A 16850-nucleotide genomic window follows, 5' to 3' on the forward strand; every position below is an offset into this window, starting at 1 on the left:
AAGGACAGGTTAAAAGGCTGGTTTTGCCTGTGTATCGACAGCTGCCGCCGCGTGGTGCGCTGTGCGCTGACAGCCTGTAAAACAAAACAGGCCTTCCGGTACCGGAAGGCCTGCCTTAGATATTTTACTTCAGTGCGTCCTGATTAGAGGTTTGCCTGGATTTTCTTTTCCAGTACAGATTTAGGAACTGCACCTACCTGTTTGTCAACTACTTTGCCGCCTTTTACAAAAAGAATAGCAGGGATGCTGGTGATACCGTAGTTTACAGATAACTGAGGATTGTGGTCCACGTTAACTTTACCGATGTTTACTTTACCTGCGTAGTCTTTAGACAGCTCTTCAATTACCGGACCGATTGCACGGCAAGGACCGCACCATTCAGCCCAAAAGTCGATAACAGTTAATTTATCGCTATTCAGAACTTCAGTTTCGAAGTTCGCATCTGTGAATTCTAAAGCCATATACTCTGATTTAAAATGATTTGTTATGATTGTTTTGATTTTCTGCTGCTTTGTGTTTTTCTGTTCAATCAGTGACTAATTACTGTCAAATCTTGATCCATGTGCAAATTACTGCATTTTTGACATCTTACTTATTGATTATGTCTATATACACATCGATATCCGGTTGTTTAGCCAGATACTGTGCCAACTCGTCATTCATTTCAATATTACGGTTGAACGTATGGAGTTTAGCCTGCAATTGTGTATCGATATCGGTGAGGTGTACATGCATGGTGCTGCTGCCGGGGTAGCGGTTGACGTTCTCTACCAGAAAATCCACCGTCTGCCGGGTGATGGATTTCGGAGAGGTCATCAGGAATACCTGCTTGGTATGGGTCTTTTTAACCTCCTGGAGCAGCTGGATGCTGTTTACCTTAAATTCATATTCATTGTCGTTAAAACGTTTGGATTTGAAGCCGCCATTGATAAACAGGCACAATCCCGGCTTGAGATAGGGAGCGAATCGGATGAAGTCCTCACTCCACAGGGCAAATTCGAATTTTCCGGTATAATCCTCAATGGTCATAATGCCGAACTGGCGGTTATTCCTGGAGATTCTTTCCTGGGCGTTGGTAATGAATACGGGCAGGCGGAAGTTCTTTTCCCTGGCGCGGCCACCGGTGCTACCGGGGGTACTGATGTCGGCCTGGTATTCAACGAGTTCCTGCACAGTGTTCATCTGGTAGTGCTTCATTTCGAAGCGGTAGTCGTCCAGCGGGTGGCCGGAGATATAGATACCTGTAACATCCCGTTCATTGTTGAGCTTCATGATCAGTGGCCATGGGTCGCAAGGGGGGATTTTAGGAGGTTCCACGTCCGGGAGTTCATCCGCACCAAAGAGGCTGCCGATGGAAGATGATCCTGCACTTACCTGCTGGCCGAATTTTACGATGCGGTCGAGGCCGGAGAGGGGATCATTTTCCGGTTTATGGAAATACTGTGCCCTGTGTAATTCAGGGAAGCAGTCGAAGGCGCCTGACATGGCCAGGGCCTCCAGCGATTTCTTATTTACAGCGCGTTGGTTAACGCGTTTAATAAAGTCGAATATAGTTTTGAAGTTGCCTTCTTTTTTACGCTCTTCAAGCAGGTTTTCCACGGCGGCTTCACCCACGCCTTTGAGGCCACCGAGGCCGAAGCGGATCTGGCCTTGTTTGTTTACGGCAAAGCCTTTGAATGATTCGTTTACGTCCGGCGGCAATACGTCGATGCCCATACGCTTACACTCTTCCATGAAGAAGGTGATTTTTTCAATATTGCTGGCGTTGTTCAGAACGGCAGCCATATATTCAGCAGGGTAGTGGGCTTTGAGGTATGCGGTTTGGTAGGCTACGAATGCATAGCAGGTAGCGTGGGATTTGTTGAACGCATAGGATGCGAAAGCTTCCCAGTCGGTCCATACTTTATCACAGATTTTGAGGTCATGCCCGTTTTTCTGGCAGCCTTCCATAAACTGTGATTTCATTTTATCCAGTACGGCCTTTTGTTTTTTACCCATGGCCTTACGGAGTACGTCGGCATCTCCTTTGGAGAAGCCGGCCAGTTTCTGGCTCAGCAACATCACCTGCTCCTGGTATACCGTGATACCGTAGGTATCGTTGAGGTATTCCTCCATTTCGGCGAGGTCGTAGGTGGTGGGCTCCAGTCCGTGCTTACGGCGGATAAACGCAGGGATGTACTCGAGTGGTCCCGGGCGGTAGAGGGCGTTCATGGCAATCAGATCGTCGAAACGGTCCGGCTTCAGTTCGCGGAGGTATTTTTGCATACCGGCCGACTCGAACTGGAACGTGGCGTTGGTTTCACCTTTCTGATAGAGCTCATACGTCTTTTCGTCGTCCAGCGGGATATAGTCGATATCAATTACTACACCGTGGTTCTGACGGATCAGTTCCAGGGCGTTTTTAATGATCGTAAGGGTTTTGAGCCCGAGGAAGTCCATTTTGATAACGCCGGCGTTCTCAATGATGCTACCTTCAAACTGGGTAACGAGGAGGTCGGAGTCTTTCGCGGTGGAAACGGGGATGAGGTCGTAGAGGTCCTGCGGGGCGATGATAATACCTGCCGCATGGATACCGGTGTTACGTACGGAGCCTTCGAGTACGCAGGCTTCGCGGAGTACTTCCCCTTGGAGGTCTTCCCCTTTGATGAGCTCACGGAGTTTTTTGATGTTCTCAATATCTTCACCGGCGAGGCCTTCTTTATCGGCCAGACTTTTATCACCTTCCAGTGGTGCGTTGAAGATACGGTCCAGCTGAATGCCTGGTTTATCGGGCACCAGTTTGGCCAGGGCATTGGAATCCGGCAGTGGGAGGTCCATTACACGGGCAACGTCCTTGATACTCATTTTAGCGGCCATGGTACCATAGGTGATGATTTGTGCCACCTGGTTACGGCCGTATTTCTGTACAACGTAGTCGATTACTTTCTGACGGCCTTCATCATCGAAGTCCGTATCAATATCGGGCATGCTCTTACGTTCCGGGTTAAGGAAACGCTCAAACAGGAGGTTGTATTTAATGGGGTCGATGTTGGTGATCCCGATGCAGTATGCTACTGCGGAACCGGCAGCCGATCCACGGCCAGGGCCGATGAATACACCCAGATCGCGGCCTGCTTTGATGAAGTCGGACACGATGAGGAAGTACCCGGCAAATCCCATGTTTTCAATTACCTGCAGTTCGAAGTTGAGGCGTTCCTCTACTTCAGCTGTCATTTCCGTGTATCGGGTGCGGGCACCTTCGAAGGTCAGGTGGCGCAGGTATTGGTCCTGCGTGAAAAACTCTTTAGGAATGGGGAAGTTAGGCAGCAGGATATCTCTTTTGAGGTCCAGCAGCTGTACTTTATCTACGATTTCGTTGGTATTGTCAATGGCCTGCGGAAGATCGTGGAACAGGGCCGACATTTCATCCGTGGTTTTGAAATAGAACTGATCGTTGTAGAAGGCGAAGCGTCTGTTTTTCATGGACACGTCGTCGTCTGAGAACTCCTTCATGGTAGGCGTACTTTTCTTTTCGCCGGTGTTGATACAAAGGAGGATGTCATGGGCATTGGCATCCGACTGATCCACATAGTGAGAGTCATTGGAAGCAATGACTTTTACATTATATTTCTGTGCGAAGCGCAGCAGCACTGCGTTTACCTGTTCCTGCTCGGGGATGCCGTGGCGCTGGAGTTCTACATAGAAGTCCTCACCAAAGAGGTCGAGCCACCATCTGAATTCCTTTTCACCTTCCTCTTCGCCTTTGCGGAGGATGGTTTTGGGTACGGAGGCACCGAGGCAGCAGGTGGTGGCTATCAGGCCTTTATGATACTGGAGTACCAGTTCTTTATCGATACGCGGGTATTTACCATACAGCCCTTCCATATAACCCAGGGAGCAGAGTTTGATGAGGTTGCGATAACCTTCATCATCTTTGGCAAGTAATACCTGGTGGTAGCGGATATCTTTTTCTTCACGGGTGAAAGCACGTTTATGGCGGTTTTCCACGAGATAAAATTCGCAGCCCACAATAGGTTTTACTTTCAGGCGTTTATCCTTTGGATCGGCGGGGTTCAGTTTGTTATTGTAAGCTTCTGCCACAAACTGAAATACACCGAACATATTTCCGTGGTCTGTAATAGCCAGTGCGGGCTGATTAGAAGCCATCGCTTTTTTATACAGCGATTTTATGTCGGCAGCACCATCCAGCAGGGAAAATTGCGTGTGTACGTGTAAGTGGGAGAAATTCATCTTGCTATCCTCTTTTGTCAGACAGCAAATGTCGTAAAATATTCCTTAAAGCGTTCTATGTGAGTAAATTTAGCAGGAGACTGCTCATGGAAATTCGAAAATCTTAAATATTTTAGCGAAAAATTAACCAGTCCAGAAATTATGAAGCGTGTAAAGAGGAATTTAATTGTGAAATTATCGGTTTGTGCACTGTCACTTAGTTCCTGTTCGACACTTCATAAAAGTACCTCCAAGAACACCGGAAAGGCGGCTTCGGCCACTGCCAGCAGGGGTTCATCATCCCAGGTACAATTTATTGAAGGCATTTCAACAAGACAAAAACCTAAAGAGGTTGTAAATCCCAATCACAATAAAAATGTAGCCATCAGCTCCAATGTGAGTGTGGGCAGCACTATCATTGAAAACGCCTCCAGCTGGCAGTTTAAGTATTCCCAGTTGCTGGATGTACCGGTTGAATCGGTGCTGAACGGCAGGCTGTATGGCTTTATTGAAGACTGGATGGGTACTCCTTATCGTATGGGGGGCAAAACCAAAGATGGTATTGATTGCAGCGGTTTTGTAAATATGTTGATGAATACGGTATTTCAGCTGAATCTTATCGGTAACTCCGTACAGTTATATAATCAGGTAACCCGCTTAGGCAAGCAGCAACTGCGCGAAGGGGACCTGGTGTTCTTCAAAATTCACCACAAAAGAATTTCGCACGTAGGCATCTACCTCAATAATGACAAATTCGTGCACGCCAGCACCAGTAATGGGGTGATGATCAGTGATCTGAAGGAGATGTACTGGAAAAAATACTACGCCGGCGGAGGCAGATTATAACGCATTACATTTTTCGTATAGCCTGATACGTTAGTGGATTGTGCTGCACAATCCACCCACGCAGCCTTTCCGGCCATGCCGGTATGGCTGCGTTTATTTGTTTAATTGTGGGTTTTGTGCTATTTTCACGGCTTTGTAATTATAGAATATCCTGGATGGAACTGGCTCCCGTAGTATTATTTGTTTATAATCGTCCTGAACTGACGCTCAGTACTTTAGAGCATTTAAGTCGCAATGAACTTGCTGCAGACAGCACTTTATATATCTTCTGTGATGGTCCCAAACCGGGATCGTCTGAAGCGCAACTCGCATTGATCGAGCAAACGCGGAAAATTGTGCGTAGCCGGCAGTGGTGTAAGGAGGTGATCATTGAAGAAGCGGCGCAAAACAAAGGCCTGGCAAATTCCATCATCTACGGTGTTACCAAGATCGTGAACCAGTTTGGTAAAATTATCGTGCTGGAAGATGACCTGGTGGTAGCGCCACATTTCCTGGCCTATATAAACGAGGCGCTGGTTAAATATGAGCATAATGATAAAATGCTCGCGGTACATGGATACATGTACCCGATTGAAATACCGGCTGATTACCCGGATGAAACTTTGACCATTCACGATCCGGGATGCTGGGGTTGGGGTACCTGGGCACGCGCCTGGAGTAAGTTTGAGCCGGATTCAGCCAAACTGATTCAACAGATCAAAGACCGTGGGCTGAAAGCGGAATTTGATTTCTGGGGAGGTTATCCTTTCTTCAGAATGCTGCACCAGCAGCAGCAGGGGAAGGTAAGCTCCTGGGCAATACGCTGGAGAGCAACAGCCTACCTGCACGACATGCTGACACTGTATCCTACGAAATCACTGGTGAGGCATGATGGGAACGTACCCAGCGCCACCCACCATTACACAGTGCATGATTATACCTACACTGAACTCTATCCCGGTGTGATTCCGGTGAAAGATATTCCCGTGGTGAATAACCTGGAAATTGAAAAGCGCTTCGGAGTTTTTCTGCGAAAGAATGCCGGGATGACGATCAAAGAAAAAGTAAGAGATAAGCTTATTAAAATCTGGCGCAAAATTGCAGGCAATGCTTAAAAAGATACTCAAGAAGTTTAAACGGGAAGTAGTAGCTCCTTTAAACTGGAATAACCTACGCAGTGTAAAACCTATTTCCACGACTTTCGGTTTTGATCGTGGCACTCCTGTGGACCGCTATTACATCGAAAGCTTCCTGCAAAAGAATTTACCGGCCATTAAGGGGCATGTACTGGAAATTGCTGAAAGTTCCTACTCTAAGCAATTCGGTCAGAACGTTACCAGGTATGAGGTATTGCATACGCAACCCGGTGCTCATGTAACGATACAAGGTGACCTGACGGATATTACATCTCTCCCTGAAAACCAGATAGACTGCTTTATCTGTACACAAACGTTCAACTTCATTTACGATTATAAAACAGCTATTGAAGGTGCGTATTACCTCCTGAAGCCAGGAGGTGTGCTGCTGGCAACGCTGGCCGGCGTATCGCAGATATCCGCTTACGATATGCAACGCTGGGGGGATTACTGGCGCTTTACCACCAAATCTGCCCAGCGAGTATTTGATGAAATTTTTGGAGAAGGCAATGTAACCGTTCAGGCATATGGAAATGTACTGGCAGCTACTGCGCTTTTCCATGGTATCTCCGCAGAGGAAGTAACGAGGGAGGAACTGGATTATCACGATCCGGTTTATCCTGTTATCATCAGCATTAGCGCAACGAAGAAAGCCAATGGGAAAGCTTAGTGACGCCATATTTTCAGCCGGCAACTTTGTGGCCAATAAGATACAGCCACCTGCCGTTATCCTGTTATACCACCGGGTCACCAGCCTGGCGCAGGATCCGCAGGAACTGGCGGTGAGTCCTGCCAATTTTGATGCACAATTGCAACATCTTCAGGCAGACTATAACGTTCTACATGCAGATCAGTTTTTGTACTACCTCAAAAGAGGCAAACCATTGCCGAAGCGTTCCGTGTTGGTTACCTTCGACGACGGCTACGCAGATAACTGCCTGGAAGCCTTGCCAATTATGACGGCGCAGGCTACACCGGCATTGTTTTATATCACAACTTCGAAACTTAATACCAATAAAGAGCAGTGGTGGGATGACCTGGAGCGGGTAATGCTCACGGGCAATACCCTGCCGGCAACGCTGGAAATCACCATTAACGGCGCGGCACATCAATTCAATACCGCCACTTCCAGCGCCATTACAGATACTTATTATGCTTTGCAGGCTATATTGCGTTTTTGTTCGCCGGATGTTATTGACCAGGCCATGCAATACCTGTATAGCTGGGCTGGCTGTGGAGCTGATGGCAGGCCTACGCATCGCATGATGACCTTTGATGAGCTGCGCGCAATGGCCGACAGTCCATATGTACACATCGGCTGCCATACACATCGCCATCCAGCTGTGGGCATGTTGCCATACACACAGCAGTTACAGGAAATTGGCCAGAGCAAAGAAATACTGGAATCACTTTTGCAAGAGCCCATGCAGCATTTTTCTTATCCTTTTGGTGGGAGGAAATTCCTGGGCAGCAAGCGGTATTACAATGCCGACAGCATCAAAGCCTGTAAGGAACTGGGTTTGCAGATGGTATGCGCCAATTACTACGGGCAGGTACATACGTGGAGTAATCGATTTGCGCTGCCACGGATACTGGTGCGCGACTGGCCGATTGCCGAATTCAAATCCAGGATGGAGCGCTTTTTTAAACTATAACAGGTGAAAGTACTTTTTATAAACAGGTATGAGAATAGTGGCGGAGCAGCCATTGCCGGGCAACGGATTGGTGCGGCCCTGCAAAAGTATTATCATACCCAAAATCATTTTATAGCGGGTACACATCATACCAATGCGGCTAACGTAACGGTTACCCGGAAAGGGCCTGTTATTAATTTTATTGAAAGAGGCTGGAATGTGGCCAGCAACCTGGTGGGGCTGCAGTACCTGTGGTTCCCGTTTTCATCGGCCGTAATCATGGACACGGTGAAGCGGTTTAAGCCGGATGTGATTAGTCTGCATAATATCCATGGAGGCTACTTTGATGCGGCGCTGCTCCCCAAACTATCACAGTACGCGCCTATTGTATGGACGCTGCACGATATGTGGGCAATCACTGCCAATGCTGCCCATACCTTTGGGGATACTTCCTGGAAGTCGGGTTTACCGGCGAAGGGAGAATATAAACACTCACCGAATACCGGTATAGATACGGGTAATTTCCTGATTCGCAGAAAGCAGCGGATCTACGCGGAAAGCGAGCTGTATATTGTGTCGCCGGCGGAGTGGTTGTATAACATGACTAAAGAAAGTCCGCTTACAAAAAACAAACCCCTCTATCATATTCCGAACCCCATAGATACCGATCAATACCAGCCGCAGGATAAACAGGCTGCCAGGGCTGCTTTGGGGCTCACAGAAAATTTTCCCGTTATCAGCTTTGTATCGGAGAGGCTTTTTGCCAGTGAGTTTAAGGGCGGCAAAGAATTGTTACAGGTACTAGCGCTGTTAGACGAGCAGCTGGACCGCGATGTATACCTGCTGATGATCGGGAAGGACAGGCTGCCGGTGGAATACAGGCACCTGAAAGGTGTGTACACCGGCTATGTGAGCGGGGTAGATAGGATGATGCAGTGCTATAGTGCCAGCGACCTTTTCATCTACCCAACAAAAGCGGATACCCTGCCGAATGTATTGATAGAGGCGGGCAGTTGTGCCACCCCCTGTATTACCTTTGATGTAGGAGGCTGCGCTGAAATTGTGGCGGACGGGCAATCGGGCTATGTGATTCCTCCTGGTGATTACAGGCATTTTGCCGCTGCAGTGCTGGATTTACTGGCAGATGGAGAGAAGCGTGCACGATTTTCTGCCCAGGCAAGAACATATATTATCAATCATTTTGGAATGGAAACGATCGCAGCACAGTACTATCAATTGTTTAGTGCGGTAGCGCGGCATCATAAATAGAAAAACAGTGGCTACAAATACAACGAATCCGGTTATCAGTATCATAACAGTTTGTTATAATGCAGAAAAGCATATTGAGAAAACGATCCAGAGTGTGTTATCTCAAACTTATCCGCATATTGAATTCATCATTGTGGATGGTGCGTCTAAAGATGGTACCATGGCGGTGGTGGAGAGGTACCGTGATCGTATTGCTACCGTGATATCAGAAAAGGACAAGGGGCTGTATGATGCCATGAATAAGGGTTTGCAGGCGGCCACCGGTGATTACGTGTATTTTTTGAATGCCGATGACCTGTTGCACGACAATGAGGTGCTTACCAGGGTATTTGCTACCTGTGCGGATGCGGATGTATATTATGGAGAAGCCATGTTTCTCACGGAAGAGGGCAAGCCTTTGGGACTGAGGTCGCAGCAAACGCCGCACCAGGTGCCGGAGCAGCTTACCTGGAAAAGCCTGCAACATGGGATGGTGGTATCACACCAGGCCTTTATTGTGAAGCGCGGCATGAGCCCGCTGTACGACCTCCAATACAAGGTATGTGCAGATATTGACTGGATGATACAGGTATTAAAACAAGCTAAAACCTGTTGTAATACGCACCTGGTAATAGCCGGATTCAGGGTGGGGGGCACTTCCAAGCAGCGGCAGCGCCTGGCCTGGAAGGAGCGCTATAAAATCCTGGATCATTATTATGGCAAGGTGACCAATTTCCTCCATCACCTGTATATTGTAGCCCGGTATATTGTTAAGAAAAAGTATTAAGACTTCTTCCTGATCTTTTCATATACCATTGTCCACATACCATTAATATCTTCCGATAGTTTCAAACCTATTACAGCCGGTACATAGAGCACTACAAATACGATGCTTCTGATGATGGTATCTGCGTACAGGTTCCATGCAAATGGGATTTGCAGCGTAATGCCTATGCAGGCTGCGCCCAGCAGCAGGGTGATACCTGTTTTATAACTCAGTGGCTGCATTCCGAATTTAATCCAGATAAATGCGAAGCGGACCAGATTGTTGAGTGAAACACCGATTAGTGTGGCGTATGCGGCGCCAACTATACCCATTTTTTTCTGCAGGATATAGGTCAGTACAATCGACACTAATACAAAGGAAATAGCACTGATAAAATCAAACCGCCAGAAGTTGGAGGTTTGGATAACAATGTTATTCACGCCTGTAACCAGGTCAATCAGTTTGGCGATGCAGAGCACCAGGATAATTTGAGGTATGATTGACTGCTGCTGCGGATTCAGGAAGTGATTGAGGAATAGCACCAGGTTATGCTGGCTGCACCAGATAACACCAAATATTCCGAGACCCAGTATAATAAGGGTGATAGAGCTTTTGGAATAAAGAGATTGGATTTTACTCATATCCCTGTCTTTCCAGGCTTGTGAAAGTATAGGAGTGGTGATGGAATACATGCTTCGTTGTGGCACCTCTATCAGGCTGGCTACGAAAGTGGCGATACTATAAACGCCTGCTGCTTCAAGGCCTATCACACTGGACATGATAAGCAGGTCGTTTGTACGTGCGATCAGGGAAAATACGTTCGCTGAAAATACATATCCGCTGAAAATGAGGATCCGCTTGCTCATGCGCCGGGTAACGCTGCTGAGCTGAGGTACGGTTTTCAGTTCTTTGGTTCTGTAGATGACCCACCAGAGCAGTACGGCGATTAACGCGTAGGGCAGGCAGAACAACCACATGAAAGTGCTGAAACTGAAGCTGCCTACCGCATAGATGATTAGTATCACGGTGGTGGCTACACGCAGCAGGTTTTCCTTCAGGAAGTTAGAAGCGATGGTTTTTTTTAGTCCCCAGGCAAAAGCTTCGAGGAGATTGAAAACCATGATAAAGAAAGTGAGCGGATATACGATATAGAAGTAGTCAACAAACAACATGGAGTTGCCGCTGAACTTCTGAATTATTAGTCCTTTGAACAACCAGGCGAATACGAGGAATAGCAGAAAGCCTATTGCTGCTACTATGCTGGTGATAAACGGAAGGTCATTATTTTTCCTGGTTAGATAATCCTTATAAAAGGGGAAGAATTTATTAATGGCAGGAACGGCGCCCAGTGATGCAACCGTGGCCATCAGGGTGGCTACATCGATGAGTACACCTTTTAGGCCATATTGCTCAGCATTGAGAAGACGGGGAAACAGTACCAATTGATTAAATGCACCAAATGCAAAACCAATATAAATGGAGATGGATGAATATAAACTCTGTTTTCTGACAATGCCCATTTAAAAGTCTGTGTTTATCGATTCGGGCAAAGATAAGCAGCCCCGGTGAAATTATAGGTAAGCCGGAACTGATTTGCGCTGGTTAAGGGTATTATTTTTGTCCAGATGGTATTTTTTTATAATTTCGTCGGATGTAGTATAGGCTGCGGAATCGGCGGTTATGATCGATTCAGGTACTGATATTACAGGAGTTCAGGCGTTTTACATAACTCTCTTATTAACCACACAATGATAAAAAACTTCCTGATAAGGAATAGTGTTGCGCTCTTTAATAAAAAATTAAGGAAGCAACCACTTCAACCATATCCGCTGACTTTTTGGGAAAACCGCAGGGCGCAGTTGAGTAAATACGCTGTGTTGCCGGATATTTTAAGGCCTTCCATGAGAACGTTGAAAACCGCTGGCGATGCCATTCCGATTCCGGAACTGCGTGGTTTTTTTGACGGCAGGGTATTGGGCGAATGGACGCTGGATGCTGACTCCATGCTGTTTTTGTGGCAGCGCCTTCAGGTGGAGAAACCAAAGGTGATTGTGGAATGTGGCTCCGGTGTAAGTACGTTGTTGTTTGCAAAGTACCTGTCCTTGTATCAGCCGGATGGTATATTATTAAGCCTCGAACAAAGCGCGGAAGAAACCAAAGTGGCACAGGATAGGTTGGAGAAGCATGGTTTAGCCAGGTTTGTAAAGATGTATCATGCGCCAATGATCAGCGCTGAGAGGGGGTATAACCTGAGCGGGGTAGAAACCTGGCCGGGAATGCAGCGGTTCGACTGGATACTGGTAGATGGTCCTGCGGGGACTGACCTGGTAAGATACTACACCATTGAAGACTTGCAAAAGCTCGCTAATCCGGGCGCACGCTGGTTCCTGGATGATAGTTTCCGCGATAATGAAATTGAAGTGCTGAAGAAATGGGCGGCATTGCCTGGTGTGCAGGTAGAAGGTATTTACCCGATTGGTAAAGGGTTGAGTACCGGCACGATTAACTAGCATTAAGTCTTTATATAAAAGCGAAGGGAGTTTCCATTTTGGAAACTCCCTTCGCTTTTATTGTGAGCAGGGTTATTTACCTGCCTGCGTTTGTTTCTTGTCGACCAGTGCCTGTGCCACAAAGCCGCCAATCACCAGCAGGATCACCAGGAAGGAGGAGATGCCGGCAATTTTTACACCTTTGAAGTAGGTAGGCGGAGCAAATTTCATTTCGATTTTATGCTGACCGGCAGGGATTTTCAGGCCGCGCAAACCATAGTTGGTGCGGATGATATCTGTTTCCTTGCCATCGATATAAGCATACCAGCCGGCAGGGTAGTAGATGTCGGAGAACACTGCAAATCCTTCCTGGCTGTTGCTGGAAGCGTATTCCAGGTTATTCAGGCCGTATTTGGTGAGCTTAATGCTGGCTGCCGAATCAGCCACTGGCTGGAATGCGCCGCCCAGTTTAGGCTGGAAGCGTTTATCAATCACCGCGCTGTCTTTCACATCGAGGGATTGCAGGGTGGTCATTTCGCTGTTGGCATCCGGTGCATATACGATACCTTTTACAAACCATGCGTTGCCGTAGGCATCCGGGTTGCGCTGTGGTACCAGTTGATTATTCTGACCAGGGTAGATCAGGTATTTGGTATTGAGCATATTCAGGATGCGCATATCCTGGGCCGTAGGTTTACCGGACGCAATGTGCTGGTAAGCTGGCACCAGCAGGTGATCCAGCATATCCTGGTAGATCCAGAGTTTCGCAGGACTGTAACCGCCGATGTTCTTATGGAAGTAAGAAGGAGCGGCATTGTCCAGCGGTGCGGTGAGGTTCCAAACGCGGTAGTATGGATCAGGATCTTTTTTGATTTCAAGGTCAGCGGCGCTTGGTTGTAACTCGGCCATAAAGGTGGATTCGTCTACAAAGCTGTCGCCGTTGAGGTATTTTTTATCCTGCTGCCAGAGGTCGATGGTGATGGCACCGATGAGCACAACGGCCAGTACTGTTACCTTGATTTTGCTCTTCAGGTAAGCCCAGAGTGCCCCTGCGGCGATGAGGATAAACACCAGGGAGCGGAAGGAATCTTTCATGATCAGGGCTGCCCTGTCTTTTTCCAGGCCTCTGATGATGGAGCGTGCGTTTTCTTCCCCACCAAAGTATTGGGTAAAGCTGGTGAGCAGTTGTGCATCGTGGTGGCTGGTCATGCTCATCATGGAGCTGCCTGCGATACCGAATACTACGATTACACCGGCGGTGGCGAGTGTGCCGTATTGCAGTTTCTTAAGCAATACCGGAGTAGACAGTGTACCGGATACTATTTCCTGCAATGCCAGTATGGCCATCACTACAAAGGAGAAGGATGGTATGATCAGCGCCATGGCAGGAGCGCGGAATTTATTGTAGTAGGGCAGGTGGTAGAACAGAAATTCGTTGATAACCATGAAGTGGTTACCCCAGGAGAGGATAAAGCCTATGATGGTGATAGGTATCAGCCACCACATGTGCCAGCTGCGTACGATTAGGAAGGAGATCATTACCAGGAGGCAGATGATTGCGCCTACGTAAACCGGACCGGAGGTACCTTTGGGCTGATCGCCATGGTACATGGGGAAAGGTGCCTGTTGCAGGATTTGTTCTGCCTGCGCTTCCGGCGCACCGATTTTCACGAGTGCTTCGTAGGTGTTGGAGCCGGGGCCTGGGCGGGCACTGGAAGAGTTACCGGCATAGCCAGGGATGAGGAAGGTGAAGGATTCACCTACGCCATAGCTCCAGTCGTATGCGTAGTCGATATCCAGGCCGGTAGATTTAGTATCTTTTTTAGTGGTGCCTGATTCTTCAGGAGAATGAATGGTTAATTCGGATTTACTGCCGCGCATGGTATAATCGGTATACTCATGTGTGATCAGCAATGAATTCATATTTGGCAGGACGCTGATGATGCCCATGGCTACCAGGATGGCAGATGCCTTGAAGAAGCCGGGGAGGTCCTGTTGTTTTTTTGCGTAGATAAATGCGGCGATGGCCAGTACCAGGATGCAGATCAGTGCGTAATAGATTACCTGCAGGTGGTTATTGTAAATAAAGAGGGAGGTGGCCAGCAGGGTGAGTGCCGCACCGCTGAGGTAGCGCTTTTTATAGGTGAGCAATATCCCTGCAAACACAGCCGGCATCAGTGCGATATCGTACATCTTGGTGATGTGGCCTACGTCGATGATGATCACGTTATAGGTACAGAAGGCGAAGGCGATGGCCCCGGCTATTCTGATCCAGTATTTAATATCTAACACACATGCCAGTACGTACATACACAGCATGGCCAGGAAGAGCATGTTGATAGGGTCCGGCAAAAAAAGGCATACGGCTCTGTTGAGTACCGAAATTTTATTCGGGTTAGGGCCGGTGTATACCACATAGGTGGGCATACCGCCGAACATGCTGTTGGACCACAGAGGAACGTCGCCAGTTTGCTGATAGTAGTCTTTTGCTTCTTTGGCCATTCCCTGCACGTTCATCATGTCGGACTGGTTTACCACTTTCCCTTCGAGGACGGGAGCGCAGTAAACGGTAGCCAGGATCAGGAAGATCCCGATTGCTGCCAGATGTGGAAGTATGGCTTTTAGCCAGTTTTGCTTCATCGGATATTTTGAATTTAGTTTTAAAGAAACAAAAATAACTGTAATTTATCCGAAATTTCAATATGCGCCTGATACGTTTTCTGTTAAAATTTGTGTTTATCTGTAATCTGTGCTTTATTATCGGTGAAATACTACGTATTACTGCGTATAACCATAACTGGGATGGTTTGGTAAAACATGTGCTGGTGCTAGGGGTGGGGATTGCTTTTCCAACGAACTTTTTACTGAGTATAATAGTTGGAGTTTTGTTGCTGATTCGAAAAATTGAGTGGAAATCACTCCCGCCGTGGGTATATTTGTCAAATCTTGCAATACTTATAGTTCAACTCATAGTTTCATTCTGATGATCAAGAAGATATTGGATGATAAGCCTACGAAGCTATTCATCGGATTTGCCTGTTTTTTTGTTGCCAATGCTTTACTGGCAGAATGTATCGGCGGTAAGCTTTTCTCACTGGAAAAGTTGCTGGGATTACCGGTCCATGAATTTACCATTTTCGGGCAGAGTGGTTTATCAGTAACGCTCACTGCGGGTGTGCTACTGTGGCCGCTGGAGTTTGTGATGACGGACATCGTCAATGAGTATTACGGTCCTAAGGCGGTGAAGCGCATTTCCTATACTGCGGTGATATTGATATCTTATGCTTTCCTAATGTTCCTGGTAGCGATGAAGGTACCGGCATCTGATTTCTGGAAGGGGAGTCATCAGGCGGAAGGTATTCCTGATATGCAGGTAGCGTTTGAAAGTATTTTCGGGCAGGGCATGTGGATTATTCTTGGTAGCCTGACGGCCTTCCTGGTAAGCCAGATTGTGGATGTGATGGTATTTCACAAGATAAAAAAGCGTACCGGCGAAAAGCATGTATGGTTGCGTGCGACCGGTTCCACACTGGTGTCGCAGCTGGTGGACAGCTTTATAGTGCTCTACATTGCCTTTAAGCTGGGCCAGGGATGGAGCTGGCAGCTGGTACTGGCCATTTGCGTAGTAAACTATACCTACAAAGCCGTAGTGGCGATAGCGTTAACTCCGTTGATTTATTTCCTGGAGCACCGGATTAATAAGTACCTGGGTGCTGAAACCACCGCACGGATGAAGGCGGAAGCGATGGGCAAGGAATATGTGCCTGTGGTGAATGATTGAGTTTTTAATTTTAATATACCTATGCTACAAAAAGTTTTATCCACTTGTGTGGTAACCTGTGCAATGGCGGTGAGTGCGCATGCGCAAGCCAAGTTTAATCTTGTAAATCTTGAAAATCTGCGTATGGATACGGCCATGGTTGCACCGGTACCCATGGGAATTCAATTTACTTCCGCTACATCTCCACAGCAGGCCGCACATCAGGCTACCGGATATGTAGGCTTACATCGCAGGAATTATATGACGAAGGCTTTTTCAGGCGATGATATAAATGATGAAGTAGGTATCTGGATTAAAGGTTATTACCAGGGTGTGGGTAGCTCTATGCCGATATTTCTTGGCGGTAATAGTTATTTAAGTGAAGATGCAAAGATGATGATTGCACAGGATGGAAAGGTAGGTATTGGAACCACTAAACCATTGTCGCTATTATCAGTAAATGGTGAAATCACTGCCCAAAAGGTTCGTGTAACCGGTACCGGATGGGCGGACTTTGTATTTGCTCCTGATTATGCATTGCCATCGCTACAGGGACTGGCAGCTTTTATTAAGGAGCATCAACATCTCCCTGAAATACCTTCCGCTGCAACTGTGGAAAAAGAGGGGATTGAATTAGGAGAGATGAATAAGAAATTGTTACAGAAGATTGAAGAGTTAACGCTGTATATCATTCGCCAGGATCAGCAATTGGAGGAAGTGCAGGCGAGACTGAAAAAGCTGGAGGAAAAGAAATAAAATAAAAACGGGCAATTATCACCAGAT

General features: G+C 47.3%; 13 protein-coding genes. 9 read left to right on the top strand and 4 right to left on the bottom strand.

What is annotated here, in order from left to right:
• Positions 1-143: 143 nt before the first annotated feature.
• Both trxA and dnaE read right to left on the bottom strand, forming a co-directional pair.
• Complete coding sequence (trxA, locus tag BUB18_RS26740) at positions 144-461, bottom strand: thioredoxin (RefSeq protein WP_073087077.1); 318 nt, start codon at positions 459-461, stop codon at positions 144-146.
• Between the two features lie 127 nt (positions 462-588).
• Positions 589-4230 (bottom strand): DNA polymerase III subunit alpha, encoded by a 3642-nt coding sequence (gene dnaE / locus BUB18_RS26745; RefSeq protein WP_073087079.1) that lies wholly within the window; start codon positions 4228-4230, stop codon positions 589-591.
• Positions 4231-4371: 141 nt separating this feature from the next.
• Between dnaE and BUB18_RS26750 the strand changes: the two genes are divergently transcribed.
• The 6 genes from BUB18_RS26750 (at position 4372) to BUB18_RS26775 (ending at position 9839) form a co-directional block, all read left to right on the top strand.
• Positions 4372-5055, top strand: coding sequence for a C40 family peptidase (locus tag BUB18_RS26750; protein ID WP_083550855.1), 684 nt, complete (start codon positions 4372-4374; stop codon positions 5053-5055).
• 155 nt (positions 5056-5210) lie between these two features.
• The gene (locus BUB18_RS26755) at positions 5211-6149 is read left to right on the top strand and encodes a hypothetical protein (protein ID WP_073087081.1); all 939 of its coding nucleotides are present in this window, start codon (positions 5211-5213) and stop codon (positions 6147-6149) included.
• Positions 6142-6840: a methyltransferase domain-containing protein gene (locus BUB18_RS26760; RefSeq protein WP_073087083.1), complete on the top strand. Its 699-nt coding sequence runs from the start codon at positions 6142-6144 to the stop codon at positions 6838-6840. The genes BUB18_RS26755 and BUB18_RS26760 overlap by 8 nt, the downstream gene beginning before the upstream one ends.
• Positions 6827-7825, top strand: coding sequence for a polysaccharide deacetylase family protein (locus BUB18_RS26765; protein WP_073087085.1), 999 nt, complete (start codon positions 6827-6829; stop codon positions 7823-7825). The genes BUB18_RS26760 and BUB18_RS26765 overlap by 14 nt, the downstream gene beginning before the upstream one ends.
• Before the next feature lie 3 nt (positions 7826-7828).
• On the top strand, positions 7829-9073 hold the full coding sequence (locus BUB18_RS26770) for a glycosyltransferase (RefSeq protein WP_073087087.1): 1245 nt from the start codon (positions 7829-7831) through the stop codon (positions 9071-9073).
• A 7-nt stretch (positions 9074-9080) separates the two neighbouring features.
• Positions 9081-9839 (top strand): glycosyltransferase family 2 protein, encoded by a 759-nt coding sequence (locus BUB18_RS26775; RefSeq protein ID WP_083550858.1) that lies wholly within the window; start codon positions 9081-9083, stop codon positions 9837-9839.
• On the opposite strand, the gene BUB18_RS26780 is transcribed toward BUB18_RS26775, so the two are convergent.
• Complete coding sequence (locus BUB18_RS26780; RefSeq protein WP_073087089.1) at positions 9836-11338, bottom strand: lipopolysaccharide biosynthesis protein; 1503 nt, start codon at positions 11336-11338, stop codon at positions 9836-9838. The genes BUB18_RS26775 and BUB18_RS26780 overlap by 4 nt on opposite strands.
• Positions 11339-11719: 381 nt before the next feature.
• Here BUB18_RS26780 and BUB18_RS26785 point away from each other — a divergent pair, with 381 nt between their 5' ends.
• Positions 11720-12328 carry a class I SAM-dependent methyltransferase gene (locus tag BUB18_RS26785; RefSeq protein WP_178372220.1) on the top strand — a complete coding sequence of 203 codons (609 nt, stop codon included), beginning with the start codon at positions 11720-11722 and terminating at the stop codon, positions 12326-12328.
• A 72-nt stretch (positions 12329-12400) separates the two neighbouring features.
• Here BUB18_RS26785 and BUB18_RS26790 read toward each other — a convergent pair whose 3' ends face one another.
• Positions 12401-14947, bottom strand: a complete 2547-nt coding sequence (locus BUB18_RS26790) for a YfhO family protein (RefSeq protein WP_073087093.1) — start codon at positions 14945-14947, stop codon at positions 12401-12403.
• A 343-nt stretch (positions 14948-15290) separates the two neighbouring features.
• Between BUB18_RS26790 and BUB18_RS26800 the strand changes: the two genes are divergently transcribed.
• Both BUB18_RS26800 and BUB18_RS26805 read left to right on the top strand, forming a co-directional pair.
• Positions 15291-16088 carry a queuosine precursor transporter gene (locus BUB18_RS26800; protein ID WP_073087098.1) on the top strand — a complete coding sequence of 266 codons (798 nt, stop codon included), beginning with the start codon at positions 15291-15293 and terminating at the stop codon, positions 16086-16088.
• A gap of 21 nt (positions 16089-16109) precedes the next feature.
• Positions 16110-16823 carry a hypothetical protein gene (locus tag BUB18_RS26805; protein ID WP_143160116.1) on the top strand — a complete coding sequence of 238 codons (714 nt, stop codon included), beginning with the start codon at positions 16110-16112 and terminating at the stop codon, positions 16821-16823.
• Positions 16824-16850: the final 27 nt, after the last annotated feature.

The sequence above is a fragment of the Chitinophaga jiangningensis genome, assembly GCF_900142605.1.
GTDB classification, from domain to species: Bacteria; Bacteroidota; Bacteroidia; order Chitinophagales; family Chitinophagaceae; genus Chitinophaga; species Chitinophaga jiangningensis.